Source organism: Actinomadura meridiana, assembly GCF_039537545.1.
Taxonomy (GTDB): Bacteria; Actinomycetota; Actinomycetes; order Streptosporangiales; family Streptosporangiaceae; genus Spirillospora; species Spirillospora meridiana.
On record NZ_BAABAS010000020.1, the window covers coordinates 154,992 to 179,793 of the forward strand.

The 24,802-nt window shown below is 71.0% G+C and carries 25 protein-coding genes and 1 riboswitch; of the genes, 11 read left to right on the plus strand and 14 right to left on the minus strand.

What is annotated here, in order from left to right; genetic code table 11:
• Positions 1-147: 147 nt before the first annotated feature.
• From ABD808_RS26730 to ABD808_RS26755, 6 genes are all read left to right on the plus strand, one after another.
• Positions 148-1,347, plus strand: coding sequence for a PP2C family protein-serine/threonine phosphatase (locus tag ABD808_RS26730; protein ID WP_344901811.1), 1,200 nt, complete (start codon positions 148-150; stop codon positions 1,345-1,347).
• Positions 1,347-3,047: a sensor histidine kinase gene (locus ABD808_RS26735; protein ID WP_344901814.1), complete on the plus strand. Its 1,701-nt coding sequence runs from the start codon at positions 1,347-1,349 to the stop codon at positions 3,045-3,047. The genes ABD808_RS26730 and ABD808_RS26735 overlap by 1 nt, the downstream gene beginning before the upstream one ends.
• Positions 3,044-3,481 (plus strand): response regulator, encoded by a 438-nt coding sequence (locus ABD808_RS26740; protein ID WP_344901817.1) that lies wholly within the window; start codon positions 3,044-3,046, stop codon positions 3,479-3,481. Before ABD808_RS26735 ends, ABD808_RS26740 begins: the two co-directional genes overlap by 4 nt.
• 119 nt (positions 3,482-3,600) lie before the next feature.
• Positions 3,601-4,074, plus strand: coding sequence for a MarR family winged helix-turn-helix transcriptional regulator (locus tag ABD808_RS26745; RefSeq protein WP_344901820.1), 474 nt, complete (start codon positions 3,601-3,603; stop codon positions 4,072-4,074).
• Between the two features lie 153 nt (positions 4,075-4,227).
• Entirely contained in the window at positions 4,228-5,046 is an 819-nt protein-coding gene (locus ABD808_RS26750; protein ID WP_344901822.1) for a L,D-transpeptidase, read from the plus strand.
• A gap of 74 nt (positions 5,047-5,120) precedes the next feature.
• Positions 5,121-5,804 carry a choice-of-anchor P family protein gene (locus ABD808_RS26755; RefSeq protein ID WP_344901824.1) on the plus strand — a complete coding sequence of 228 codons (684 nt, stop codon included), beginning with the start codon at positions 5,121-5,123 and terminating at the stop codon, positions 5,802-5,804.
• 51 nt (positions 5,805-5,855) lie between these two features.
• On the opposite strand, the gene ABD808_RS26760 is transcribed toward ABD808_RS26755, so the two are convergent.
• Complete coding sequence (locus ABD808_RS26760; RefSeq protein WP_344901826.1) at positions 5,856-6,275, minus strand: ATP-binding protein; 420 nt, start codon at positions 6,273-6,275, stop codon at positions 5,856-5,858.
• A gap of 148 nt (positions 6,276-6,423) precedes the next feature.
• Here ABD808_RS26760 and sepF point away from each other — a divergent pair, with 148 nt between their 5' ends.
• Positions 6,424-6,630: a cell division protein SepF gene (gene sepF / locus ABD808_RS26765; RefSeq protein ID WP_344901828.1), complete on the plus strand. Its 207-nt coding sequence runs from the start codon at positions 6,424-6,426 to the stop codon at positions 6,628-6,630.
• Positions 6,631-6,736: 106 nt separating this feature from the next.
• On the opposite strand, the gene ABD808_RS26770 is transcribed toward sepF, so the two are convergent.
• The 3 genes from ABD808_RS26770 to ABD808_RS26780 form a co-directional block, all read right to left on the minus strand.
• Positions 6,737-7,015, minus strand: a complete 279-nt coding sequence (locus ABD808_RS26770; protein WP_344901830.1) for a putative quinol monooxygenase — start codon at positions 7,013-7,015, stop codon at positions 6,737-6,739.
• A 152-nt stretch (positions 7,016-7,167) separates the two neighbouring features.
• Positions 7,168-7,815 (minus strand): DUF4360 domain-containing protein, encoded by a 648-nt coding sequence (locus ABD808_RS26775; protein ID WP_344901832.1) that lies wholly within the window; start codon positions 7,813-7,815, stop codon positions 7,168-7,170.
• A 197-nt stretch (positions 7,816-8,012) separates the two neighbouring features.
• Positions 8,013-8,393 (minus strand): tautomerase family protein, encoded by a 381-nt coding sequence (locus ABD808_RS26780; protein WP_344901835.1) that lies wholly within the window; start codon positions 8,391-8,393, stop codon positions 8,013-8,015.
• Positions 8,394-8,456: 63 nt separating this feature from the next.
• Here ABD808_RS26780 and ABD808_RS26785 point away from each other — a divergent pair, with 63 nt between their 5' ends.
• Entirely contained in the window at positions 8,457-8,942 is a 486-nt protein-coding gene (locus ABD808_RS26785) for a MarR family winged helix-turn-helix transcriptional regulator (protein ID WP_344901837.1), read from the plus strand.
• 16 nt (positions 8,943-8,958) lie between these two features.
• Positions 8,959-9,189, plus strand: a riboswitch (cobalamin riboswitch).
• Positions 9,190-9,286: 97 nt separating this feature from the next.
• Positions 9,287-11,536, plus strand: a complete 2,250-nt coding sequence (gene metE, locus ABD808_RS26790) for a 5-methyltetrahydropteroyltriglutamate--homocysteine S-methyltransferase (RefSeq protein WP_344901840.1) — start codon at positions 9,287-9,289, stop codon at positions 11,534-11,536.
• Between the two features lie 201 nt (positions 11,537-11,737).
• Here the strand turns inward: metE and ABD808_RS26795 are convergent, their stop codons facing one another.
• The 7 genes from ABD808_RS26795 to ABD808_RS26820 form a co-directional block, all read right to left on the minus strand.
• Complete coding sequence (locus ABD808_RS26795; protein ID WP_344901843.1) at positions 11,738-12,685, minus strand: ATP-binding protein; 948 nt, start codon at positions 12,683-12,685, stop codon at positions 11,738-11,740.
• 389 nt (positions 12,686-13,074) lie between these two features.
• Positions 13,075-13,272, minus strand: coding sequence for a DUF397 domain-containing protein (locus ABD808_RS26800; protein WP_344901846.1), 198 nt, complete (start codon positions 13,270-13,272; stop codon positions 13,075-13,077).
• A 23-nt stretch (positions 13,273-13,295) separates the two neighbouring features.
• Complete coding sequence (locus tag ABD808_RS26805; protein ID WP_344901849.1) at positions 13,296-14,138, minus strand: helix-turn-helix domain-containing protein; 843 nt, start codon at positions 14,136-14,138, stop codon at positions 13,296-13,298.
• Positions 14,139-14,211: 73 nt separating this feature from the next.
• Complete coding sequence (locus ABD808_RS26810) at positions 14,212-14,427, minus strand: hypothetical protein (RefSeq protein WP_344901852.1); 216 nt, start codon at positions 14,425-14,427, stop codon at positions 14,212-14,214.
• Positions 14,424-15,251: an SAM-dependent methyltransferase gene (locus tag ABD808_RS26815; RefSeq protein ID WP_344901855.1), complete on the minus strand. Its 828-nt coding sequence runs from the start codon at positions 15,249-15,251 to the stop codon at positions 14,424-14,426. Before ABD808_RS26815 ends, ABD808_RS26810 begins: the two co-directional genes overlap by 4 nt.
• A 459-nt stretch (positions 15,252-15,710) precedes the next feature.
• Positions 15,711-15,863 carry a hypothetical protein gene (locus ABD808_RS38635; protein ID WP_425548995.1) on the minus strand — a complete coding sequence of 51 codons (153 nt, stop codon included), beginning with the start codon at positions 15,861-15,863 and terminating at the stop codon, positions 15,711-15,713.
• On the minus strand, positions 15,833-16,045 hold the full coding sequence (locus ABD808_RS26820) for a hypothetical protein (RefSeq protein WP_344901858.1): 213 nt from the start codon (positions 16,043-16,045) through the stop codon (positions 15,833-15,835). Before ABD808_RS26820 ends, ABD808_RS38635 begins: the two co-directional genes overlap by 31 nt.
• A 503-nt stretch (positions 16,046-16,548) precedes the next feature.
• Here ABD808_RS26820 and ABD808_RS26825 point away from each other — a divergent pair.
• A complete protein-coding gene (locus ABD808_RS26825; protein ID WP_344901861.1) occupies positions 16,549-18,462 on the plus strand; it encodes an ATP-binding protein in 1,914 nt (637 codons plus the stop codon).
• 12 nt (positions 18,463-18,474) lie between these two features.
• On the opposite strand, the gene ABD808_RS26830 is transcribed toward ABD808_RS26825, so the two are convergent.
• The 3 genes from ABD808_RS26830 to ABD808_RS26840 are packed head-to-tail and all read right to left on the minus strand — an operon-like array spanning position 18,475 to position 21,292.
• Positions 18,475-19,407 carry a carbohydrate kinase family protein gene (locus tag ABD808_RS26830; protein WP_344901864.1) on the minus strand — a complete coding sequence of 311 codons (933 nt, stop codon included), beginning with the start codon at positions 19,405-19,407 and terminating at the stop codon, positions 18,475-18,477.
• Entirely contained in the window at positions 19,404-20,066 is a 663-nt protein-coding gene (locus tag ABD808_RS26835) for a hypothetical protein (protein WP_344901867.1), read from the minus strand. Before ABD808_RS26835 ends, ABD808_RS26830 begins: the two co-directional genes overlap by 4 nt.
• A gap of 11 nt (positions 20,067-20,077) precedes the next feature.
• Positions 20,078-21,292: a hypothetical protein gene (locus ABD808_RS26840; RefSeq protein WP_344901870.1), complete on the minus strand. Its 1,215-nt coding sequence runs from the start codon at positions 21,290-21,292 to the stop codon at positions 20,078-20,080.
• A gap of 233 nt (positions 21,293-21,525) precedes the next feature.
• Here ABD808_RS26840 and ABD808_RS26845 point away from each other — a divergent pair, with 233 nt between their 5' ends.
• Positions 21,526-24,636: an AfsR/SARP family transcriptional regulator gene (locus tag ABD808_RS26845; protein WP_344901874.1), complete on the plus strand. Its 3,111-nt coding sequence runs from the start codon at positions 21,526-21,528 to the stop codon at positions 24,634-24,636.
• Positions 24,637-24,802: the final 166 nt, after the last annotated feature.

The window sequence follows — 24,802 nt, forward strand, 5'->3', positions numbered from 1 at the left end:
TCGCGCGAAACTTCGTCGTTCGATGTGCGTTGCGGTGGCTCGGCGCCCTTATATTTGCTCGACGGCAAACGACAACTGACACGTGCGTGACGGCGGCGGTGGCAGGTCCTGGCCACAGGGCCGGGCGACAGGGCCAAGGGAGCTGAGATGACCGCGATGCACAGTCGCGGCGCCGAACAGCTGCTCGGCGTCGCCGGTTGCCCCCACCTGCTCCTCGTGGAGGACGACCCCGGCGACGCCTTCCTGTTCGAGGAGCTGCTGACCGAGGCGCAGCCCGGCCTCCGGATCACGGTCGCGACCACGCTCGCCGAGGCCCTCGCCGCGCTTCGCCCCGAGATCCGCTGCGTCATCGTCGACCTGTCGCTCCCCGACGCGCAGGGCCTGGACGCGCTGCGCCAGGTCCGCAGCCACGCCCCGACCACGGCCGTGCTCGTGCTGACCGGGCTCGCCGACGCGCACGTCGGCGTGGAGGCCGTCGCCGCGGGCGCGCAGGACTACCTCGTCAAGCAGGACGTGGACGGCGCGCTGCTCACCCGCGCCATCAGCTACGCGATCGAACGCAAACGCGCCGACGAGTCCGAACGGCAACTGGTGGAGGCGCGGGCCCTGAGCCGCGAGAACGCCCGGTTGGAACGCGGGCTGCTGCCCGTCCCGATCCTCACCGACGCGACGCTGCGGCACCACACCCGGTACCGGCCGGGCCGCGCCCGCGCCCTGCTCGGCGGCGACTTCCACGACACCGTCGAGACCGCCGACGGCGCCGTGCACGTCGTGATCGGCGACGTCAGCGGGCACGGCGCCGACGAGGCGTCCCTCGGGGTGCGGCTCCGCATGGCGTGGCGGACACTCGTGCTCGCCGGGCACACCGGCGAACGGGTGCTCGGCACGCTCGACGCCGTCCTGGAGCACGAGCGGTGGGGCGACGAGATCTTCACCACCGTGTGCACGCTGACCATCGCGCCGGACCGTCGCACCGCGCGGCTGCACCGGGCCGGGCATCCGCGCCCGCTGATGTTCGGCCCCGGCGGCGTGGACGCCGTCCCGGACGAGCCGCGCGGCCCGGCGCTCGGACTGATCCCCGGCGTCGGCTGGCCCGCCCTCGATCTCGACCTCGGCGACTCGTGGGGCCTGCTGCTCTACACCGACGGCCTCATCGAGGGCCTCGTCGGCGACGGCGGCGAGCGGCTCGACCTGTCCGGGCTGATGCGGCTGGCGGCGACCGCGCACGGCGAGGGGCAGCGCGGCGACGTCCTCGTCGACGGGTTGATCGCGACGGCGGAGCGCCTGAACGGCGGCGTCCTGTCCGACGACCTGGCGATGCTGCTGCTCAGCCGGGGAGACGGCTGATGGCCGCCGCCCGCCGCACCGGCGCCCCCCGGCACGAGACCGGCCCGGCGGTCGTCCTGTCGGAGGCGGGAGTGCCACGGGCGGGCGGGATGAGCCGGATCCGGCTCGTGCAGATCTACCGGATCGGCTCGGTCGTCCTCGCGCTGCTGCTGGCGATCGCCATCGCGCAGACCGCGGTCGCGCAGGTCGGCAACGACCGGGCCAGGGACGTGCTGATCGACCAGGTCGACCCGGCGGCCCTGGAGCAGTACCACCTCTCGACGGCGATCAACGCCCAGGACGCGGCGATCCGCGAGTACGCGCTGGACGGCGGCCGCGACCGGCTCGCCGACTACCGGGCGGCGGCCGCGCAGGAGGCGACGTCCGCGGCCCGGATACGGCGGCTCCTGGACGGGCTGTCCGGCGGCGGGCCCGTCCTCCGCCTCCTGGACACCGCGACCGCCGACTCGCGCCGGTGGCGGGCCGAGTTCGCCGACCAGGTCGCCGCCGGGCCCGGCGGCACGAACCTGGAACCCGACCAGAACCGGCGGGCACGCCAGCTGCACAACCTGGCGCGCGCCGACATGGCGCCGCTGGAGGCGGGCATCACCGGGCTGCACCGGAGCGCGTCCGACACGCTGCGGTCCCGCGCGGCGACGGCGACGTGGTCGACCCGCGCCGCGCTCGCCCTGGTCGTGCTGGCCGCGCTCGCGCTGGCCCTGCTGATCCGGTGGACCGTGCTGACGCCCGTGTCGACGCTGACCGGCCGCGTCCGGGCCGTGGCGACGGGCGACTTCGGGCATCCGCTGGACGTGCCCGGGCCGTCCGAGATCAACGAGCTCGCCGTGATCATCGACGCGATGCGCGAACGGATCATCGACGAGTGGCGGGCCACCGTCGAGCAGACCCGGCAGCTGGACGAGCAGACCGAGGAGCTGCGCCGCTCCAACGCCGAGCTGGAGCAGTTCGCCTACGTCGCGAGCCACGACCTCCAGGAGCCGCTGCGCAAGGTCGCGAGCTTCTGCCAGATGATCGAGCACCGGTACGGCGACCGGCTCGACGAGCGCGGGCTCCGCTACATCGAGTTCGCGGTCGACGGCGCGAAACGCATGCAGGCCCTCATCAACGACCTGCTCGGCTTCTCCAGGGTCGGCCGCGTGGTCGAGCTGGAGGACGCCGTCGACCTGACCGAGGTCGCCCGGCGGGCCCTGGACAACCTCGCCGTCCTGCGCGAGGAGACGGGCGCCGAGGTGGACGTCGGCGGCCTGCCGCGCGTGCCCGGCGAGCGCGGCCAGCTCACCCAGCTGTTCCAGAACCTCATCGGCAACGCGATCAAGTTCCGCCGTCCGGACGAACCGCCCCGCGTCACCATCGACGCCCGCCGCGCCGGGGACGAGTGGGAGTTCCGCTGCGCCGACAACGGGATCGGCATCGAGCCCCGGCACGCCGACCGGATCTTCCTGATCTTCCAGCGGCTCCACCCGCGCGACGCGTACACCGGCACGGGCATCGGCCTGGCCCTCTGCAAGAAGATCGTCGAATACCACGGCGGCCGCATCTGGCTCGACATCGACGGCACCGACGACGGCGACGAAAGCGCTCAGGGCACCACGTTCCACTGGACGCTGCCCGCCCGGCGGCCCACCGGCCTCGGCACGCCCCTCACCGGCCCGCCCGCCCTGAACACCGCAAGCGACCCAGCCACGGGGGACACCGCATGAACGAAAACGCCCGGCCCATCGAGGTCCTGCTCGTCGAGGACGATCCCGGCGACGTCCTGCTGACCGTCGAGGCGTTCGAGTACAACAAGGTCAACAACACGCTGCACGTCGTCAACGACGGCGAGCAGGCGATGGCGTTCCTGCGCCGCGAGGGCGAGTACGCGAACGCGCCCCGTCCCGACCTGGTGCTGCTCGACCTCAACCTGCCGCGCAAGGACGGCCGGGAGGTCCTCGGCGAGATCAAGGCGGACGAGGACCTGCGGCCCATCCCGGTCGTCGTGCTCACCACGTCCGAGGCCGAGGAGGACATCCTGCGCAGCTACCACCTGCACGCCAACGCCTACGTCACCAAGCCCGTCGACTTCGCGCAGTTCATCTCCGTCGTCCGGCAGATCGACGACTTCTTCGTCACGGTGGTCAAACTCCCCCGCTGACCCCCCGCCCCCGCCCTGCCGTCGCGGGACGCCGTGCCGTCGCGGGACGCCGTGCCGTCGCGGGCCGCCCCTGCCGGCGCGGGATGCCCTCGACGGCGCGGTGTGTAACAGTTGGGGGCATGGCGGGAACACCGAGTGACGAGGCCGCCGAGTCGGCGGCCGCCCTCGACGCGGCGGCGTTCGCCCTCCTGGACGTGTGGTCCCGCCCCCACAACGCGCCGGACGTCCCGGTCCCCTCGACGCAGCTCCGCGCGCTGTTCGTGCTGGAGCGCGGGCCCGTCAACGTCAGCAACCTCGCCGACGAGCTGGGCGCGCTGGTGTCGTCGGCGAGCCGCCTGTGCGACCGGCTGGCGGCGTCCGGGCTGCTGACACGCGACACCGGGAGCGACCGGCGCGAGGTCACGGTGCGGCTGAGCCCCGACGGCCTGGCGCTGCTCGACCAGCTACGGCGGCGGCGGTGCGAGGAGCTGACCCGCGTGCTCGTCTCGATGCCCGCGCCCGCGCGGGCCGCGCTGGTGCGGGGCCTCACCGAGTTCCACGAGGCCGCGTCCCGGCCGGGCGCCGGTGGCGGGCCCTTCTCCGTGCACGCCTGAGCGTCCCCGGAGTCCGTTTTCTTGGGGTAGACCCGGCTTTAATGTAAAACGATTGGAAATCCGGCGAATAAAGCCATTCTTTGGAACGGGTTCCCGGTCAAGTTTTCGCCATTACCGATACGCGCCCGTCCGACCTCAGTAATATCCCGGCTCATGGCGACTCGAAATGTGCTGCATTTACGCCGCGCCGCGCTGCCCGCCGGCGGCCTGGCCGCCGCCGCGCTGCTGCTGCTCGGCGGCTGCGGCGGGACGGCGTCCGGGGGCACGGCATCGGGCGGGCCGGTGCCCGTCGCGGGCACGGCGGCGGCGGGGACGGCGGGCAAGGTGCCCGAGGCGACGACCTACGGCACGGTCCCCGGCGCGAGCAAGGACGTGGCACCCGGCGACACCACCGACGGCGTCGTCGCGCACCCGGAGCGGTCCGTTCCCGTGTACGACCATCCGGGCGGACGGACCGTCGCCACGCTCCCCGCGGAGCAGCTCGGCGGCCCCACCTGGGTGCCGGTGGTGGAGAGCTCCGGCGGCTGGCGGCGGGTGCTGCTGCCGTCCCGGCCCAACGGGTCCAGCGGCTGGATCTCGGGCTCCGGGCTCCGCACCGCGCACACTCCCTACACCGTCCGCATCGACCTCGCGCACCGGCGGCTCACGCTGCTCAGGTCCGCGCGGACGGCCGGACGGTGGACGGTCGCGGTCGGCGGCCCGAAGACCCCGACGCCCCGGGGCCGGACGTTCCTCATGGCCATGCTCGCCCCGGCCAAGAAGACGCCGAGCCCGATCGTCCTCCCCCTCGGCACGCACTCCGCGACCCTCGACACCTTCGGCGGCGGCCCCGGCACCGTCGCCCTGCACGGCTGGCCCGACGCCTCCGTGTTCGGCAAGGCCGTCACGCACGGCTGCGTCCGGGTGCCGAAGGACGCGCTCAAGGCCCTGTCCCAGGTTCCGCTCGGCTCCCTGGTGTACATCACCGGCTGACCCGGCACCGCGGCCCCGGCCGCGGCGGGCCGTCGCCGGTCTCGCCTCCACTAACGAATGATCGGAGAACTTCCATGCGTCACAGTCATGCCGCCGGACGGCTCACCGCCGCCGGCGCACTGATCACCGGGCTCGTCCTCGCCGCCACCCCGGCGCTGGCCGCCCCGAACGCCGCCCCGAACGCCGCGGCGGCGGGAGGTGGCTCGGCGTACGGGGTGACGGTGTCCGGGCCGCTGGACGTCCCGCCGGTGCCCGCCGTCTCGTCCAGGTCGAGCCTGGTCAGCAAGCACCTGGCGCGCGAGGACCTGACCGACCTGGTCGACGCCTCCGCCCTGGACGTCGGCGCGTCCGCCGACCGCGCCCGCTCGTCGGTCGCGCGCGTCGCGGTGCCGACCGCGCAGCTCAGGGCGAGCGCGATCGGCGCCGAATGCGTCGGCGGGCACGGCAGCGCCCACCTCGCCCGCGCCACCCTCGCGGGCCGCGCCCTGGACGCCTCGCCGCCGCCCAACACCACCATCCCCCTCGCCGTGAACGGCGTCGGGGACGGCGCGCTGATCCTCAACAAGCAGCAGCGCATGGCCGACGGCCGTCTCAACGTCACCGCGGTGGAGCTGCGGCTGCCCCTCCCGGGCAAGGCCGCGACGGTCCGGATCGCGTCCGCCACCTGCGGTCGCGCCGCGCCCGAGGCGCCCACCAAGACCCCCAGCGAGGCGCCCGCCCCGCGGCCGGTGAAGCACGACCTGCCCGTCACCGGCTGACACAGACCCCGCGGCGGCCCGGGCGCGGGAGCACCCTCCGGGCCGTCGCGGTCAGTTCGCCAGCGACTTCTCGAAATGCACGATCGCGCCGTCGCGGTGCAGGCGGTCGGTGACGCGCAGCTCCTCGGTGAACGCCCGCATCAGCTGGAGCCCCCGCCCGTGCTCGGCCAGCGGCGCCGCCTGTGTGGCCTCCCATCCGGCGGGTTCCGCGACGTCGGAACCCTTCGCCACGCCGCCGTCGATGACCTCCACGACGCATCTCGCCCCGTCCATCCGCGCCCGGACCTCGTACTCCATCCCGTTCGCGGCGTGCTGGATGACGTTCGCGCACGCTTCGCCCAACGCGAGCGCGATGTCGGCACGGATCTCGGAAGCGACCCCGAGCCCACGGAGCGAGGCGTCGAGCGTGTGTCGCACCAGCGGAGCGCTCTCGGCGTTCCTCGGCAGGGTCATTTCGAGAACGACCTCCATGCCAAATCGCCTCCGTTCCTCTAGCATCCAGATTTCCCGCTGATCTCCAACGGAAACTCCAGGTGCCGGAAAGTCGGTGACGACCTGCGGCGACAAACCTGTGACATGTACCACTTGACCTCCGGTACCGGACGGGCACACTGGGCGGGTGGTCAAGTCACTGCGCCCTCAGAACTACAACGAGGTCCTGTACGTCGGGCACTTCTTCCGCAAGGGCATGCCCGTCCTGATGGACCTGTCGGACGTGTCGGACGACGAGGCCAAGCAGATCGTCGACTTCGCCACCGGCCTGGTCTTCGGCCGCGGCGGCGCCATGGACCGCGTCGACCGCAAGCTCTTCCTCCTCGAGCCCTGACCCGGGAGACCCCCCGCCGACCACCGCCCCCGACCCCACGGCGCGCCCGGCCCCCACGGCGCCCCCGACCCCACGGCGCGCACGGCCACGGCCCGGGGCGCGCCCGCTAGGCGGGCTCCATGCCGGAGATCCGGTATCGCATCACGTCGGCGGAGCGGATTCGGGCGACCTGTGCGGGCTCCGGGCCCGTGCCGCGAAAGCGCTCGACGTCCTCGTCGCTCTCCCACCGCTCGTACACGTTGATCCGGTCGGGTTCGACCAGGTCGGCCGAGAGCGCGAAGTCGAGGCAGCCGGGCGCCGCCCGCGCCAGTTCGACGACCTCCCGGCACCCCGTCAGGTAGGTGTCGCGGCCGTCCACGTACAGGCTCCCCGAGATGACGATCATCTGCCCCTCCCGTCGACGCCCTCGCGCCGGGCCTGTCCCGGCCGATGCGTCACCAGGATGGACCTGCGGGCCGCCGGAAACTCATCGCCGCCCCACGGCTCGGGACGGCATGCGGTCAGGCGGCGGGGGCGCCGCCGGGAAGGTGCACTTGGCTACGGGCAGGTCTTCCAGGTGAGGTGGTAGATGCTGCCGATGGGGTCTTCCAGGGTGTCCATGGCGATGACGCTGGGGTGCGACGGGTCCGAGGTTCCCGGGTCGAGACGCAGCTCGGTGTTGAGGTTGAGGTTCCGGTCCTCGCCGCACGGCTTGTAGACGGGCTCCGTTTGGATGGAGTCCTCGAAATGCCATGTGCCATCGAAGGGGACGGGAATCTGGTGCGTGATCCTCCCGGTCTGCGGCAGCCCCTGGAAGTAATGGCTGACCTTCTGGGTGGCCTTCGCGCCGTCCACCAGGGAGGCGTAACCACGATGGTCCACAGACGAGACGGCGTAGGTGACGCCCTCCGGGGCCCGCAGCTTGAGGGAGAGCTGGCAGTTCTTACGGACGGGGGCCGGTTTCAAGGAGCCACCTGACTGCACCAGGTAATTGAAGTACCAGACGGTGAACGACTCCGCGTCATCCGAAATGGCCACCCCGGCGGTATTGTTCAGGCAGCCGGAGCCGTTGGCCGTCGCGATTTCGATGGTGACTCCGTCTGGACCGCGAACAGGACGCGGACCGGACGCCGCCGCGGCGATCGGCGCCGTGCTGACGGCGAGTGCCGCGGCCGCCACGGCGGAAATGGCGAACCCTCTACGCATGGTAATTTCTCCTCGTTGGGGAGCGTACGCTTTCTTCGCTGAACAAAGAAGCGACTACAAGGCGACGAGAGCATACCTTTAGCGCCATTCACTGTCAATCACCAGTATTTAACTCCGCGCTACCTTAATAGAATGAAACCGGGCCGCCGGTGGCGTGGGCCGGAAAGGGTTCGGGCGCCGAACCGGGAGAACGTTCGTCAGGCGGCGGGGACACCGCCGGTGAAGGTTCGTTCGGGCGGGGAGGCGACGAGTTCGACCATGGTGCCCGCGCGGAGTTCGTCGCCGAGGATTTCGGTGATCGCGTCGGTGAGGGCCGTGCCGAGGCGAGAGGTGATCTCGGCGGCGTCCGGACGGTCGAACGCCCCGGCGCGGATACCGAGCACGACCGAGGCCGTCGCGTCCACGGCCTTACCGCCCTGGGCGAAGCGGCCCGCCGGGACTCCGGCCAGCCGGATGCCCACCAGGTCGCGGGCCCATTCGCCGTAGACGCCGACGACCGCCTCCGTCAGTGCGGCGATGAGCGCGGGTTCGTTGCCGGTCAGCCTGTTGTCTGGAATGTGGACGGTCAGATGCGGCACAGTGGACCTCGTTCTCTTTGGACCTAAAGCCTTTGAGGTCAAAGGTAGTTGTGGAGGGTGGCGATGTCCAGCGAACCGGACGGCCCGGCCGTGGACGAGGCCGTCCGCACCCTGCTGCTGCTGATCCCCCGGCTCGTCGGCCGCGCCAAGCGCCTGCCGATCCCGGAGGCGCTGCGCGGCATGGACCTGGCGCCGCGCCATCTCGCGCTGCTGGCCCACCTGGAGTACCGCGGCCCCGTCAGCGTCAACGAGCTGGCGGCCCTGCTGGAGGTGGCACCGACGACGGTCAGCCTCATGGTCAGCGAGCTGTCGCGGCGCGGCGTCCTGGAACGCGCCGCCGACCCGGGCGACCGCCGCCGCCGCATCATCGCCATCGCCCCCGCCTACACCGCGCCGATCGGCGAATGGCTCTCCGGCAACGCCCACGCCTGGGAGCGCGTCATGCGCGACCTGGCGCCCGGCGAACGCGCAACGGTCATCCGTGCTCTGCGCGCTTATGAGGACGCACTGGAGTTGCGAGACGAGCAACCCGAGAGCGAACAGAAGTAATGATTTGCGTGGTCGGTAGAGTTGATGGTGCGGATGGTTCGTCCCCACCTTGGGCGGGGGCGTCGTAAGAGGGAACCCGGTGCGAATCCGGGACTGCCCCGCAGCGGTGAGCGGGAACGACCGCCGTCTTACGCACTGGGTCGCACGGCCTGGGAAGCGACGGCCAGTAGGACGCCTCGGCACTGTCGTCACTGACAACGAGGCGACGCCCGCGAGTCCGAAGACCTGCCTCCGCCCGCGCGCCGACCGGCGCGCGGTGGTCTGCGGCCTCGCGGGAGGGTTCGCGGCGCGCGTGCGCCGTGCCCTCACCCGCGGGTCCGCCGTGGCACGCGAGGGAAGCCGCCATGAACACGACGATCCTTGGACATCCCCGGATCGGGCCGCGCCGGGAACTGAAGTTCGCCACCGAGGACTACTGGGCCGGACGCGCCGACGCCGACGCGCTGACCGCCACCGGCGCCGAACTGCGGGCGGCGGTCTGGACGGGCCTGCGCGACGCGGGCCTCGCCACGATCCCGTCGAACACGTTCTCGTTCTATGACCAGGTGCTCGACACGAGCGTCCTCGTCGATGCCGTCCCCGACCGGTATCGGCATCTGACCGGGTTCGACCGGTACTTCGCGATGGCGCGCGGTGTGCAGGACGTCCCGGCGCTGGAAATGACGAAGTGGTTCGACACGAACTACCACTACATCGTCCCGGAGCTGGGGCCGGACACCCGGTTCCGGCTGGCGGACGGGTCGGCGGCCAAGCCGCTGGCCGAGTACCGGGAGGCGAAGGCGCTCGGCATCGAGACGCGACCGGTGCTCGTCGGGCCGCTCACCTACCTGCTGCTGGCCAAGCCGGCGCTGGACGCGCCGGACGGGTTCCGTCCACTCGACCTGCTCGACGATCTCGTCGACGTGTACGCCGAGGTGCTGGAGCGGCTGGCCGGGTCGGGCGCCGAATGGGTGCAGCTGGACGAGCCCGCCCTGGTCGCCGACCGGACGGACGAGGAGATCGCCGCGTTCGGCCGCGCCTACGCCCGGCTCGGACGGCTGACGAGCAGGCCGCGCCTGCTGGTCGCCACCTACTTCGGCACGGTCGGCGCGGACGCGCTGCGCACCCTGGCCGCGAGCCATGTCGAGGCCGTCGCCCTGGACTTCGTGGCGGGCCCGGACAACCTCGACGTCCTCGCCTCGGTGGGCGGGCTGCCGCGCAAGACGCTCGTGGCGGGCGTCGTCGACGGACGCAACGTGTGGCGCACCGACCAGCGCCGCGCCAAGGCCACCTGCGCCGCGCTGCTCGGGCTCGTCGACCAGGTGGTGGTGAGCACGTCCTGCTCGCTCCTGCACGTGCCCATCGACCTCGACGCCGAGACGTCGCTGGACCCGGCGGTGCGGGAACGGCTCGCGTTCGCCAGGCAGAAGGTCGGCGAGGTCGTGGCGCTCGGGCGGGCGCTCAGCGCGGACGTCCCGTCGTCCGCCGACGCACCGGCGCCCCCGGCGGGCGTCGACGACGAGGTGCGCGCCCGGCTGCGATCGCTCGACGACACCGCGCGCCGGGGCGACCGCGACGCCAGGTTCGCCGCGCAGCGGGACGCGCTCGGCCTGCCCGCCCTGGCGACGACCACGATCGGCTCGTTCCCGCAGACCCCCGAGATCCGCCGGGCCCGCGCCGACCACCGCGCCGGGCGCCTCACCGGCGACGCCTACACGCGCGCTATGAAGGACGAGATCGCCCGCGTCATCGCCCTCCAGGAGGACCTGGGGCTGGATGTCCTCGTCCACGGCGAACCGGAACGCAACGACATGGTGCAGTACTTCGCCGAGCAGCTCGACGGATACGCCGCCACCGAGCACGGGTGGGTGCAGTCGTACGGGTCGCGGTACGTCCGCCCGCCGATCCTGCACAGCGACGTGGCGCGGCCCCGTCCGATGACGGTGGAGTGGGCGACGTACGCGCAGTCGCTGACGGACAAGCCGGTCAAGGGGATGCTGACGGGGCCGGTGACGATGCTGGCCTGGTCGTTCGTCCGCGACGACCAGCCGCTCGCCGACACCGCCCGGCAGGTGGCGCTGGCGCTGCGGGACGAGATCGCCGACCTGGAGGCCGCCGGGATCCGCGTCATCCAGGTGGACGAGCCCGCGCTGCGCGAGTTGCTCCCGCTGCGGGGCGCCGACCGTCCGGCGTACCTGGACTGGGCCGTCGGCGCGTTCCGGCTCGCGACGTCCGGCGTCGCGGACACCACTCAGATCCACACGCACATGTGCTACTCGGAGTTCGGTGAGATCATCGGCGCGATCGGCGCGCTGGACGCCGACGTGACCAGCGTCGAGGCGGCCCGCTCCCACATGGAGCTGGTCGCCGACCTGCGCGCCGCCGGGTACCGGAACGGCATCGGGCCCGGCGTGTACGACATCCACTCGCCGCGCGTCCCGGCCGCCGAGGAGATGGCGGACAACCTGCGGCGCGCGCTGCGGGCCGTCGAGCCGGGACGGCTGTGGGTCAATCCGGACTGCGGGCTGAAGACCCGCGCCTACCCGGAGACGGAGGCGTCCCTGCGCAACCTGGTCGCGGCGGCGCGCAGCGTCCGCGAAGACGTCGGCTCGTGACCGGCACCGCTTGACCGGCACCGCTTGACCGGCACCGCTTGACCGGCCCCGCTTGACCGGCCCCGCTTGACCGGCCCCGCTTGACCGGCCCCGCTTGACCGGCCCCGCTTGACCGGCCCCGCTTGACCGGCCCCGCTTGACCGGCGCCGTATGGCCTGACCGCCGCTCTCCCACCGCGGTCAGGCCATGCGGCCCCCTCCTCTAACCGCGATCGTCCAGGGCCTCATGGAGGCGGACGAGTTGCTCGCACACCTCCGTGATGTCGGTGACCGGAAGCGTGCCGGTCTCGCCGGAGCGGGCGCGCCAGCGGAATGTCGCCGTTTCGCACCGCACCGTCAGGTCGCGGGGGTCGGAAAGGACGGTGACGCCGAGTTCCTCCGTGGAGACGAACCGGTCGACGCCGCGTTGGACGAGGAGCGTGTGCAACGTCCTCATCGCGTGCGGGTCATCGACGTGCCGCGGGTGGCGGCGGCCGTGCGAGGTGCGGGTGACGGGCAGCGCGAACCAGGTGGCCTTGCCGCGCACGGCCGGGAAGCTCAGCCGGGACCGGGACGGATGATGCCCCCACCGCCCCTTCGCGAGAATCTCGACCAGCCGCAGGCCCCGCCCGTGTTCGAGCACATCACCAAGCGGCTCACCCCGACCCGACTCGCGACGACTCGGCACGGTCCGACCCGCCTCGCCACGACCCGCCTCGCCACGACCCGGCTCGGCACGACCCGACGGCTCGTCACGCTTCGGCGGATCGGCACGGCCCGGCGATTCGGCAGGGTTCAGCGGATCGGCACGGTTCGGGGATTCGGCGCGGTGCGGCGAGGCGGTGCTTTCGCGCCACTCGCGGAGCGTGTCGAACGCCTTGATGACGAGTTCGTCGCGTCCCCGGTCGTCGCGCCGCTGGTACACCCACAGTTCGGCGCCGGTGGGCCCCTCGCCGGACGCGGCGTGCTGGAGCACGTTGGTCGCCAGTTCGCTGACCATGACCGCGAGGTCGTGCAGGTCCTGGACGGCGAGCCCCAGCGTGGGGAGCAGTCCGCCGACCTGGGAACGCGCGACCGCGGCGATCGACTCGTCCGCGGGCAGGGGGAGCGCCGCGCAGCCGCCGTGTTCCAGGCTCCAGGGAATCCCGCGTGGCATCGCGGCCCTCGTCATGACGCCCACCCTCGGAGTTTGCGGAGTCACAGTAGTGATTCAGACAATCGGGACATGTGCCTCACGGGTTCGCGAGTCGCTATGTGTGAATCACAGATCCAAGCTTCGCACATCCCGGCGGCCGAGGCGGGGCGCACCACAAAGCTCGTCGGTCCTCGATTGAGACGTTCACGCATCCGCCCGAACGCACACAGAACACCTTCACGGAGGGTGATCGAAGCGTGTACCGGCGGGACGGGGACGAAGCGCCGCAGCCGTTGTAGCGTTGACCGCGCCTGAGAGAGGGCCGCACACATGAAGATCCCCCAGGGGTGCAGCCCTGGGGGATCCTGTGTGCGGCCCGGGCGTCGCCGCCCGGGCCGCGGTGCCGCGAGCGCCCCGGAGCCTGGTCAGCGGTCGTAGTGACCCGTCCGGATGTCGTTGAGGAACGCCGCGAAGACCGCGCGGGGAACGACGTGCGCTCCCGCCTCCGGCGTCTTGCTGTCGCGCAGCCCCGTGGCCGTGTCGAGGTCGGCGACCTCGACGCAGCCGCCGTTGCTGCTCGCGCTCGCGGTGGCCTTGAACCACCGTGCCTGAGAGAGGTTCATATCGCTTCAGCTCCAGGTAAGTGTTACTCCAGTGTCGCGATCAGTTTCTCCAGGTGTGCCGCGGTGTCGGCGGTGCTCAAAGCCGCCTCGCGGATCTGCTCGAAGATGCCGTCATAGGCCTCCACTTTGTCGGGTTCGTCGATCTCGTGGATGTCGGCGTCGTTCTCCAGGAAGACCACGGGCTGCTCCTCGCCGGGAAACCGGAAGACGTTGACCAGCGTCGACATCCCCGGATGCAGGCCGTTCGAGAGGGGCAGCAGCCGCAGTTCGATGTTCGTACGCCCGGACGCGGTGAGCAGATGGCGCAGCTGGGTGCGGCGGTCGCCGGGGTCGCCCCACTCGTAGCGCAGGGACGCCTCGGTGATCAGCGCGATCAGCTCGGGGACGCGCCCGTCGCCCCGGTCCAGGATCTGCTGGCGCCGCAGCCGCGCCCGCAGCGCCCGCTCGCGCCACTCCGGCGACTTCGACCCGGACGCCAGCAGCGCCTGCATGTACGGCAACGTTTGCAACAGGCCCGGCAACACCAGCGGCATGATGACGCGGATGCTGGAGGCGTCGCCCTCGTAGCCGGGGAACTCGTTGTCGAACACGTCGGGGTACTCGCGCCACCAGGCCCGCTGCCGCGCGCGTTGTGCCAGGTCCTCCAGCTCGTCGAGGTCGCTTCCCGCGTAGAGCCTGGCCAGGTCGCGGATGTCGCTGAGCTCGGGACGCACCCAGGTGTTGGCCTCGAAACGGCCGACCTTGCCGCGCCCCCAGTTCAGCCGGTCGCACACCTGGTTCGCGGTGTATCCGGCGTCGTTGCGCAGCTCCTTCAGTCGGCGTGCCAGCCCTCGCTTGGCGATCGTGGCTCCGTAGGCTTCGCTCAACGGACCCACCCCCCTCGACGCGCGACCACCATCAGCATACGCCTTCGCGATTTGTGAATCACAGATCCGTTCGTCAGGATGCGGCGCCGTCGAACTCACCCTTCTTGACGCCGTCCAGGAAGCACGCCCATTCGTTCTCGTCGAACACGGAGACGAGTTCGCCGGACGTGCGCAGCAGCGTCCATTCCCCGACGAAGGCGACCTCGATCGCGACCTCGTCGTTCCCGGAGCGCTTCCAGTCCAGCGCGGCCAGGTCGATGCCCAGTTCGTCGACCGTCGGCTTAGTCATCGTGTCTTCCTCGCCACAGCGCAGTAACTCCATCGTGAGCCATCACTGTCGGCCTCGTCGGGGTCCTCGGCGCCCCACTCGCCCGCGTACACCACCGTCGGCGGCGCCCCCTCGTACGGCGGGACGATCTCCAGGCCGTCGAAGTAGCGCTCGATCTCCTCCCGCGACCTGGTGTGGACGCTCGCCGAGGACCGGGAGTAGACCTCCTTGAGCCCGCTGACCGCCCGCTCGGCGTGCCGGTCGTGGGTCCCGGCGGCCAGCGCCAGATAGCTGCCCGGAACCAGCCGGTCCATGTACCGGCGGATGAGGCCCCACGGGTCGTCCTCGTCCGGGACGAAGTGCGTCAACGCCACGATCAGCAGGGCGACGGGCTGGTCGAAGTCGATCGCCGCGCGCGTCTCGGGATGCCCGAGGATGTGTTCCGGGTCGCGGAAGTCGGCAGTGATGAACGCCGTCCCCGTCACCCCGGCAAGCAACTTGTGCGCATGCACGTGCACAAGCGGGTCGTTGTCGATGTACAGAACGCGCGCGTCCGGCTCAACGGTTTGCGCCGCGTCATGCGTGTTGTTCCTGGTCGGCAGGCCGGCGCCGATGTCGATGAACTGCCGGACGCCCTGCTGGGCCAGCCAGCGGACGGCGCGCTGGAGGAAGCCGCGGTTCGCCCAGGCCGCGTCCTCCGCCTCCGGCATGCTCTGGCGGACCTTCTCCGCCGCCACGCGGTCGACCTCGAAGTTCTCGGTGCCGCCGAGGAAATAGTCGTACATCCGGGCCGGGCTCGGGACGGTGATGTCCACTCCGGGGGGAACCTGCTCGATACCGCTCACCGCTTCGCCTCCGTTTGCCACGAATTGTGATGCACGAATTATGAAACATGTCACTCCTGTCCGCGATGTTCCACGACGCTCCGCAGCGGGCGCGCCAACGCCGACGGCGAGGGTCTCCTCGCGTCCCAAGGGTGTGACCGGGGGGTCGCGTCCGGCGCCGGAGGGGAGACGGCCGTGACGGCAGCGCCGGAACCCGCGCTCGGGAGGCGCGGTGCGGTTCGTTGGCAACGCGACGACGGTACATGCGCCACGACCGTCCACGCCGCCGATCGCGCACCACCCCGTCCGCGGCTTGACGGCTTGTGACTCCGGCCACCGTCCTGTACTTACAGATAGCTTTCTATATAGCTTTCTTTATGGCGCCGGGTTCACCAACAGCGGATGCCACACGTCCACACGCCGGGACTCGCCGCGGACGCCTTCCAGCCCACGGGGATCTGACGGGTGGCCGGGGGCGGGTCAGCGGCGGCGGATGAGGACGCCCTCCTCGCTGCGGCCGTCCCCGGCGTCGACGAGGCGCTTGATGACGTTGCTGATGCCGCCGGAGGTCAGCAGGAGGGCGTTGGTCAGCTCGGTCGGCTTCAGCCGGTACGGGGCGCCGACCCGGCGCAGCGTGGCGAGGACCCCGTACTCGGCCTCGGTGAGGCCGAGTCGTGCAACTCCTGGACGGTCAGCGCGTCGAACGCGGCGTCGAACAGGGCCGTCCGCTTGGCCAGTTCGAGCGGCAGCCCGGCGATCTCGGGAAGCTCCGCCCGCCAGGACGTGACGATCTCGTCGACGTGATCCGGTTCCAACGCACCACTCCTTCGCTTCCCTCCACGGTAACCGTTGAGCGGACGGCCCGGCGGTATGACCGCATAGCAGGATGGCGGTGGCCTGTGCGGTAGTGTCACCCCGCCGGATATTGTGTGCGATCGGTCGATCTCGCCAGATTCCTACCAGAAGATATTAATACGAGATACAAACTCCATATATGTACGAGCCTTTTCTTGGCAGCTCTGTGCGAAGTTGATCGAATGGCGTCGCCGCCGTAAAGTTTCCGTGTGGGCAAGCATTCGGGTTCCGATCTCTCCACGCAGTCGAGACGATGATCGGGCATCCCGGATCTTCCGGACCACCGCGTGGGCATGTCAACGAACTGGGCGCATCGGTCTCCGGGCCCGTCGTCCAAGCACGGGACATCCTCGGCGACGTCCATCTCCACCAGCGCCAGGTCGCACCGCCGGTCCCACGGCAGCTCCCCGGTCCCGGGCTTCTCGTCAATCGCACCGGTCCACTGGCGGCACTCGGTGACGGCGTGCCGGGGAACGGCGTGGTCGTCGTCAGCGGCCCCGCCGGAATCGGCAAAACGGCCATGGCGCTCCATTGGGCCCAAAGCCAAATAGAATACTTCCCTGACGGGCAGTTATATCTAGACCTTCAAGGGCATTCCGCCGCCGGTCCGGTCCGTCCGGTCGAGGTGCTGGGGCAGTTCATCCGTGCGCTCGGCATCCCCCAGCACGCCGTTCCCGTCGAATTGGCCGAGCGGGCGACGCTTTTCCGGTCCATGGCCGCCGAGCGGCGCCTGCTGATCGTCCTCGACGACGCCCTCTCCGCCGCCCAGGTGAGCCCGCTCCTCCCTGGCACCGGCGACAGCGTCGTCGTGGTCACGAGCCGCTGGCGGTTGGCCGGGCTCATGATGCGCGGCGCCCGGGGCGTCCAACTCGATCCGCTCAGCCCGGACGCGGCGCTCGAACTGCTGGACACCACACTCGGCCCCGAACGCACCCGTCCGGAGCGCGACATGGCGGAGGAGCTGGTGGAGCAGTGCGGCCGCTCGCCCCTGGCGCTGAGCATCGCGGCGGCGCGACTCGTCACGCGACCGCGCTGGTCGCTCGCGAGGCTGGTGCGGGCCCTCGCCCAGGAACGGCGGCGCCTCACGGTGCTGTCGGCTCAGGACGCCGGAAACGAGATAACGATCAGAGCCACCCTGATGCTGTCCTACCAGAACCTTCCCGAGCCGACGCGCCGCCTGTACCGGTTCCTCGGGCTCCATCCGGGCGGGACGTTCGACGGCCCGATGGCGGCGTCCCTGGCCGACGTCCCCGTCGACGCGGCGGAGGAGGCGCTCGACCTGCTCGCCGAGGTCAACCTGCTGGACGACCTGCCCGACTCCCGGTACCGGTTCCAGAGCCTGGTCCGGCTGCACGCGCTGGAGTTGGTCGAGGAGCACGAACCGGAGGCCGAACGCCGTGAGGCGACGCGGCGCCTCACGGAGTGGATGGTCGCGGCGACGCTCGCCGCGAGCCGCGCCGTCGCCCCGTACCGCAGGCTCACCGATCCGGGTTTCGACGTACTCGACCCGCCGGAGTTCGACGGCGTGGCCGACGCCCTCGACTGGCTCGACGCCGAGTTCGGCAACCTCCGCGCGCTGGCCCGCCACGCCCTGGACACCGGACTGCACCGGCACGCCTGGCTTCTGGTCGACGTGAGCTGGCCCCTGTTCCTGCATCGCGGCCACCACGTCGAACGGCTCGACTACGACCGGATCGGGCTCGCCGCGGCGCGGGCGGCGGGAGACGCCACCGCCGAGGCGAAGATGCTCAACCGCACCGGTCTGGCGCTGCGCCAGCTCGGCCGTCTCGACGAGGCCGCCGACGACTTCACCGCCGCGCTCGACCTGTGGCGGCGGCTGGACGTCCCGGCGCGGATCGCGAGCACGCGCCGCAGGCTCGGGCTGCTGGAACTCGATCGCGGCGACCTCGACGCGGCGGCGTCCCAGTTCAGAGCGGCCCTTGAGATGTTCAGGGAGGTGGGCGAGGAGCGGCGGACGGCGCTCACACTCTGCGACCTCGGCGTCGTGCTGATCAGGTCGGGACGGGCCGCCGAAGCCGTGGCCGTGCTCGACGACGCCGTCCGGTTCCTCACGTCCGGGCCCGACCCGTACAACGGGGCGCGGGCGCTGGTCCTGCTCGGTCAGGCGCACGCGCTGGGCGCCGACCCCGCCGCCGCGACGGACGCCGTGGAGCGGGGCCTCGCCACCATGCGCGAGATCGGGTCGGCCATCGGCGAGGCCGACGCGCTGCACGTCCTCGGCGACCTGGCCCGCACGGCCGGACGCGCCGACGAAGCGCGACACCTATACACCACCGCCCGGGGAATCCTGGCCGACACGGGCGCGCCGACCAGGATTCTGGACGAGCGGCTGGCCGAACTCGACGCCGGCCGCTGAGCCGCCCTTCGATCAGCGGTCCCAGCGGCCCACCCGGGTCGCCGGGGGCGCCGACTCGCGCAGGGCGTCGAGCCGTCCCGGCGGCAACGACACCGTGGCGGGCAGCGGATGCCCGATCTTCCAACCGGAATGCAGCACCGCGCCTTGCAGCGCGGCGACGGGACAGCCCTCCCGCAGCCATTCAGCCAGGAACGTCGCGAACAGCGCGTCACCGGCACCCGAGGTGTTGACCACCTCCGGCGGCGGCGCGGCCGCGACCCGGATCAGCGTCCCGCCCCGCAGCCCGAGCAGGGCGCCGCCGGGGCCGAGCCCGATGCCGACCATCTCGCACTGCCGGTACCGGGCGAACACTCCGGAGATCCACGCCTCGTACGGCCCGGGGAGCAGTTCGTGGCTGCTGAACACGATCTGGGCGCGCTCCAGCCAGGGCCGGTCGTACTCGTCGTCCAGATCGGCGATGAGGTGGACGTCGACCGCGATCGGGATCCCCAGCGCGGCGGCGGGCGCGACCAGCGGCCGGACGAACCGCGCGTTCGTCAGGACCAGCAGGTCGGCGTCCCGCGCCTGTTCGCGCAGCACCGCGAACGGGTAGGCGAACCGGTCGACGGGACTGAGGTATGGGAGTCCCATTCGCCGTCCGTTTCCGTCCACCAGCACGATCCCTGGAGAGGAGCACTCGGACGCGACGACACCTGTGCCGAGCAGTCCGGCGCGGCCGAGTTCGGAGCGGATCACCTCGCCCGCCACGTCCTGCCCGACGACGGTGCACAACCGCACGTCGCAGCCGAGCGCGGCCTGCACCTTCGCGATGTGCGCGGCCGCCCCGGACACGCTGACCTGCGCCCAGGCGGGGGGCGACGTCGGACGGTACGCGAGCGGGAACCCGTCCACACGCACCGTCGTGTAGCAGCTGGACGCACCGGCCACCACGGTCTTGACGGTCACGAGGCCAGCCTCCTCGTCGCCGAACGGGCCGGTACCGCCGTGACCTGCACCCGTCCCATGGTCTCCAGGGACCCCGGACGCCCCGCGTTCGGCACGGTGAACCGGCCGACGATGAGCGCCGCGCGTTGCAGCTCCGCGAGGGAGAGCCCGGCGACCCACCAGCAGTACAGGAACGAGCCGCAGATCGACGTCCACATCTCGTCCGCGCCGGGCGAGTTGCGGGTGACGACCGTCGCGCCGTCGCGGACCACCGCGACGTGCCCGCCACGGCGGCGGACCAAAGCCACGCTGCATCCCGGATAGCGGTCGAGCCTTCGCCGGAGCCGATCCCGGGTGCCGAACGAAACGCGGTAGCCGCCACCGGTCAGGACGTCGGCCAGCTCGCGCCGTCCGTCGTCCGCCCGGTCGTCGCAGGACGCGACGAAATGCGAATCGCTGAACAGCAACGACCCCAGCCTGGCCGCGCCCGACGAGTCGTGGTCGCCGAACAGCATCAGCCTCGGCTCGTGCGGGCAGCCGCCCCGCGGGATGGTCAGCACCGCCGGGGTGCCCTCCGCGTGGTCGGCGCCGCCGTTTCCGGGACGGGTCAGGCAGAGAACCTGGTCCAGGCCGAACACGTGCGTGACGACGAGTCCGTCCGACACGATGCCCCCGTTCACTTCGTCCCCTCTCATTTGACGAGGTACGGCGGAACCGCCGGAAGGGTGACGGGCACGGTCGGGGGAACCCGCAGCCGGAGCTGCCGGTAGATGAGCCGCCGCATGTTGTGGTTGAACCTGCCCGGCTGGGAGCTGAGCCGGTCGATCACCGCCCGGTGCGCGTCGCGGTCGAACTCGGCGGCGGCCTGGAGGAGCTGGCGGTGGAGCGAGCCGCGTTTGGAGACGCGGGGCGCCACCGCGCCGAGTAAGGACTGCGCGGACCCCGGCTGGCAGTCCCTGGCGGCGAAGCTGCCCATCAGCACCGGCACTCCGGCGACAGCCGAATAGGCCGTGACCGACCCGTGATCGCCGATCACCCAGTCGGCGGCGGCCAGCACCGCCCGCCAGTCGGCCTCCGGTGGGACGAGGCTGAGCCCGCGCCGCAGGCAGTCCGCAAGCCAGGCCCTGACCTGCCAAGACCCGTGGCCGTGCCACACGTTCGGGTGCAGCAGCGTGACGACGTGGAACTCGTCCTCGGGGAGTTCGGTCAGCAGCCGTGGCCAGAGCTCCCCGTTCCGTCCCAGCAGCGACGTCGGCCCCCACGTGGACGTCACCACGACGAGCTTGCGCCCGTCGCCCGCGCCCAGCGCCACCTGGTAGGACGGCCTGCACTCCAGGCTCGCGACGAGCCTGTCGTAGCACGGGTCGCCGCACACCACCGCGGCCGGAACCGCCTCCGGACACGACCTGCCCAGGTGACCGAGATCCTCGGTGTGGGCCAGGACGATGGCGTTCGGCACCAGCTCCCCGTCGTGCACCAGCCGCTGCGAGTCCAGGTCGTAGGCGGCGCGCGCCCCCACCGCCCGGCCGCCCCGGCGGCGGACGACGAGCTTGTTGTGCCCCGCCCCGTGCGGCATGACGATCAGCGGCGCGTGGATCTCGTGCAGCCCCCGCAGGCTCGCCGCCATCGCCAGGTCGAACCGCGTCCGCGTGGCCTGCTCCCAGGGGATCTGGGCGGCCCCGATGGAGCTGAGAAGATCCCCCACCCCGGCCCCGAACACGTCGGGAGCACGGGTGAACACGACCTGGACGCGCAGATCATTCTCCAGCAGCGCGGCGGCCTCCAACACCCGCTGCCCCGAGGTGACGGTGTGGACGATCACCAGCACGGCCTTGCATTCCCGCCTGGTGGTCCACCGTTCGGCGCCGAGCCCGATCGGGACCGGGCGCCATTGACTTTCGGACATTGTCGATTCACTGCCCCTCTGCTCAGTGCTGTCCGATCTCGCGACCCCACACCGATCGTCGGCGCACGCCCTTGCGGCGGACCTTGCGACACCCTTGCGGAAGGCTTGCAGTTCACGGCAGACGGCAGACCCATCGTGGCCAGGCCAGAACGTCCTTACTAGTGGAAATTCTTACTTGACAATGAGAAGATATCGAATGTCAAGGTCAGCTTCCCCCTTTCTAGGGAGTGCGGATGGAATTCCGCATCCTCGGCCCGTTGGAAGTGTGGTCGGGTGGGCAGCGTCAGCACTTGGGCTACGCGAAGGAACGCTGCGCCCTCGCCTCCCTGCTGATGACCCCCGGCCGACCGGTGACCACCGACATCCTGGTCGACCGCGTGTGGGACGGCGAGGCACCGGCCAAGGCGAGGGACCTGCTCTACACGCACATGACCAGGCTCCGGCGCGGCCTGGAGGCCCTCGGCGGCGCGCGGCTGGTCGGACGCCCCGGCACGTACACGCTCGACGTCGACCCCGACATGATCGACTACCACCGCTTCCGGTCGTTACGCGACCAGGCCCGCGGGATCGCCGACAGCGGCCTCCCGGACGAGGCGGTCCGCCTCCTCACCGAGGCGCTCCGGCTGTGGCGGACCGAACAGCCACTCGGCAACGTGTACGGACGATGGGCGCTCCGGCGCCGCCGCTCCATGCGGGAAGAATTCCTGGGCGCGACGCTGGAACTGGCGAAACTCCGTCTCGACCACGGCGACGACGCGCGACTCGTCCCCGAACTGACGGAACTGGTCGACAATTTCCCGGACGACGAGAAACCCGTCGAACTGCTGATGCTCGCCCTGCACCGCAGTGGACGTTCCAGCGAGGCACTGCGCGTCTACGAGCACGCCCGGCAGCGAATGGCCGCGGAACTCGGCGCCCATCCCCACGCCGAACTCCAGAATCTGCACCGGCGGATCCTCGCCGGGGATCCCGAGCTGATCCCGCCCCGTCCGTCCGCGCGGCCCGCCTCGCCCAGCGACCTCCCGCGCGACCTCCACACCTTCACCGGACGCGAAGCGGAACTCGCGCGCCTCACCACCCTGGCCGAGGACGGCGGCGGCACCGTCACCGTCCTCGCCATCGACGGGATGCCCGGCGTCGGGAAGTCCACGCTGGCGGTCCACCTCGCGCACCTGCTCGCGCCGCGCTACACCGACGGCCAGATGTTCATCGACCTCGGCGCGCACAACCCCGAACGCGAACCCCTCCACCCCGCGTCGGCGCTCGACCGGTTACTGCGCACGTTCGGCGTGGCCGCCGAACGCATCCCACCCGACCTCGACGGCCGGGCCGCGCTGTGGCGGACGGAGGTGGCCCGGCGGCGGCTGCTGCTCGTCCTCGACAACGCCCTCGCGCACGACCAGATCCGCCCGCTGCTGCCCGGCACCCCCGGCTGCCTGGTGCTGATCACGAGCAGGCGCCGCCTGGCCGGCCTGGACGCCGCCCGCGCCCTGCAACTCGGCGTCCTCGACCCGGCCGACGCCGCCCGGCTCCTGATCAGATCGGCCGACCTCGGCCCGGACGCCGACCCCGACGCCGTCCAGACCGTCGTCCGCCTGTGCGGCCACCTCCCCCTGGCGGTCCAGCTGATCGGCAACCGCCTACGCCACCGAACAAGCTGGACGGTCACGGACCTCGCCGAACGTCTCGTCGCCGGCGGACGGCTCCTCACCGAGATCCGAGCGGAGAACCGCCAACTCCACGTCGCGTTCGAACTGTCCTACATGGACCTCGACGCCGAGGGCCGCCGCGCCTTCCGCCTCCTCGGCCTGCACCCCGGAACGGAACTGTCCGCACAGGACGCCGCCGTCCTGCTCGGCACCGAACTGAGCGACGCCGAGACGCAACTGGACGCCCTCCACGACCACCACCTGATCATGGAGACCAAACCGGGCCGGTACCGCTTCCACGACCTGATCCGCGAATACGCCCGCAAACTGGTGGCCGACCACGACCCGCCGTCAATCCGCGACGCCGCCGTAGACCGCCTCCTGGACCATTACCTCGCCGCCACGTCCCACGCGGACCGCCTCCTGTTCCCGTACCGCTCCCGCCCGATACCGACACCCTCGACGACCTTCTTCGAGGACACGACGCAGGCGAGCAGCTGGATGACGACGGAGCTCGAAAACGCACAACGAGTCGCACACGAGGCGTCGAAGTGCGGACGCCCACGCCACGCCGCCCTACTAGCAAAGGCACTCGACGAATACCTCGAAACACACGGACATTGGCCCGAAGCCGTCGCAGTACACGAGCGAGCGGTCGCGGCCTGGCGCACCCTGAACGACAATGAAGGCGCCGCCTACGCTCTCAATGACCTGAGCAACATACTTCTCCGCGAAGGCAGATTCGAAGAAGCCCACCAGACCGCGAACGAAGGATTGAGCACCGCTCGCGACGCCGCCGTTCGCGGCGCCGTCGCCACCCTTCTCGATCAATTGGGCCTGATCCATTGGCAACGTTCCGATTTCGACGTCGCCGTGGGTTACTACGAACAGGCACTGGAGATACGCCGCTCTACCGACGACCTTCAGGGCGAGGCGGAAGTCCAGCACCATCTCGCAATGGTCCTCTTCCATCTGGGACGCTACGACGAAGCCAAGGAAAGGAGCCGGACGGCCCTTTCCCTCTATGTGGCGACGGGGAACCGTAAGGGGCGCCAGATGACGCTGAACAACCTCGGCGACATGGACCTCCAACTCGGCCGCGACACGTCCGCTCTCAAGCACTACGAGGAGGCGGGCGAGGTCATGGAGATGAGCCGCCAGCACCGGGCCGTGTGGCTGAACAACGTGGCCACGGCACGGATGAAGGTCGGACGGACCGACGACGGGATGCAGCAGTACCGCGAGGCCTTGTCCATATACCGGACGATCGGCGACCGCCGCGGCGAGGCCGCCTGCCTGAACAACATAGGCCGCCTCTATGCCGCGACGGGACGCGAGGGCGAGGCCCTCATCCACTTCCTCAACGCCCTGTCGATGTCTCGCGACAACTCTGAGCGATTCGAGGCAACTGTTGCCCTTCTGAACATTGCCGAGACCTACCTGAGAGCCGGCCGTCACCACATGGCGTTGGACCACTACGAAGAGTCCTTGACCTCCGCTCGCGCCATCGGCGACGCCTACCTTGAGGCGCGCGCGCTCGACGGCCTGGGCAAGGTAACATCCCGAACAGACGGCCAGACCCAAGCCACCGCTTTCAATATGCAAGCCCTGCGTCTCTATGAGTCACTGGGCGTGCCCGAGGCGGAGACGGTCCGCGCCAGGCTCGCACGGGAAGGCACGGGGTCAGACGGCTGACCGCTTTTTGTCCCGATCCACTGTTGCCAGGAAACAGCACATGCTACGGTTCCCTGGTGCTTCTAGCTTTCTTTATTACCACTCTGGGCTCTTTTCATCCCGCCGAAGCAGCGTCCGCTATTGCCGCATTCGAACCCGCCATTTTCATGTGGTGATCTCGGCGAGA

What these genes read in the sequence shown, in the direction of transcription:
- ABD808_RS26730 (WP_344901811.1), top strand. Translation starts at nt 148, where the DNA reads ATGACCGCGATGCACAGTCGCGGCGCCGAACAGCTGCTCGGCGTCGCC.
- ABD808_RS26735 (WP_344901814.1), top strand. Translation starts at nt 1,347, where the DNA reads ATGGCCGCCGCCCGCCGCACCGGCGCCCCCCGGCACGAGACCGGCCCG.
- ABD808_RS26740 (WP_344901817.1), top strand. Translation starts at nt 3,044, where the DNA reads ATGAACGAAAACGCCCGGCCCATCGAGGTCCTGCTCGTCGAGGACGAT.
- ABD808_RS26745 (WP_344901820.1), top strand. Translation starts at nt 3,601, where the DNA reads ATGGCGGGAACACCGAGTGACGAGGCCGCCGAGTCGGCGGCCGCCCTC.
- ABD808_RS26750 (WP_344901822.1), top strand. Translation starts at nt 4,228, where the DNA reads ATGGCGACTCGAAATGTGCTGCATTTACGCCGCGCCGCGCTGCCCGCC.
- ABD808_RS26755 (WP_344901824.1), top strand. Translation starts at nt 5,121, where the DNA reads ATGCGTCACAGTCATGCCGCCGGACGGCTCACCGCCGCCGGCGCACTG.
- ABD808_RS26760 (WP_344901826.1), bottom strand. Translation starts at nt 6,275, where the DNA reads ATGGAGGTCGTTCTCGAAATGACCCTGCCGAGGAACGCCGAGAGCGCT.
- ABD808_RS26770 (WP_344901830.1), bottom strand. Translation starts at nt 7,015, where the DNA reads ATGATCGTCATCTCGGGGAGCCTGTACGTGGACGGCCGCGACACCTAC.
- ABD808_RS26775 (WP_344901832.1), bottom strand. Translation starts at nt 7,815, where the DNA reads ATGCGTAGAGGGTTCGCCATTTCCGCCGTGGCGGCCGCGGCACTCGCC.
- ABD808_RS26785 (WP_344901837.1), top strand. Translation starts at nt 8,457, where the DNA reads ATGTCCAGCGAACCGGACGGCCCGGCCGTGGACGAGGCCGTCCGCACC.
- metE (WP_344901840.1), top strand. Translation starts at nt 9,287, where the DNA reads ATGAACACGACGATCCTTGGACATCCCCGGATCGGGCCGCGCCGGGAA.
- ABD808_RS26795 (WP_344901843.1), bottom strand. Translation starts at nt 12,685, where the DNA reads ATGACGAGGGCCGCGATGCCACGCGGGATTCCCTGGAGCCTGGAACAC.
- ABD808_RS26800 (WP_344901846.1), bottom strand. Translation starts at nt 13,272, where the DNA reads ATGAACCTCTCTCAGGCACGGTGGTTCAAGGCCACCGCGAGCGCGAGC.
- ABD808_RS26810 (WP_344901852.1), bottom strand. Translation starts at nt 14,427, where the DNA reads ATGACTAAGCCGACGGTCGACGAACTGGGCATCGACCTGGCCGCGCTG.
- ABD808_RS26840 (WP_344901870.1), bottom strand. Translation starts at nt 21,292, where the DNA reads ATGTCCGAAAGTCAATGGCGCCCGGTCCCGATCGGGCTCGGCGCCGAA.
- ABD808_RS26845 (WP_344901874.1), top strand. Translation starts at nt 21,526, where the DNA reads ATGGAATTCCGCATCCTCGGCCCGTTGGAAGTGTGGTCGGGTGGGCAG.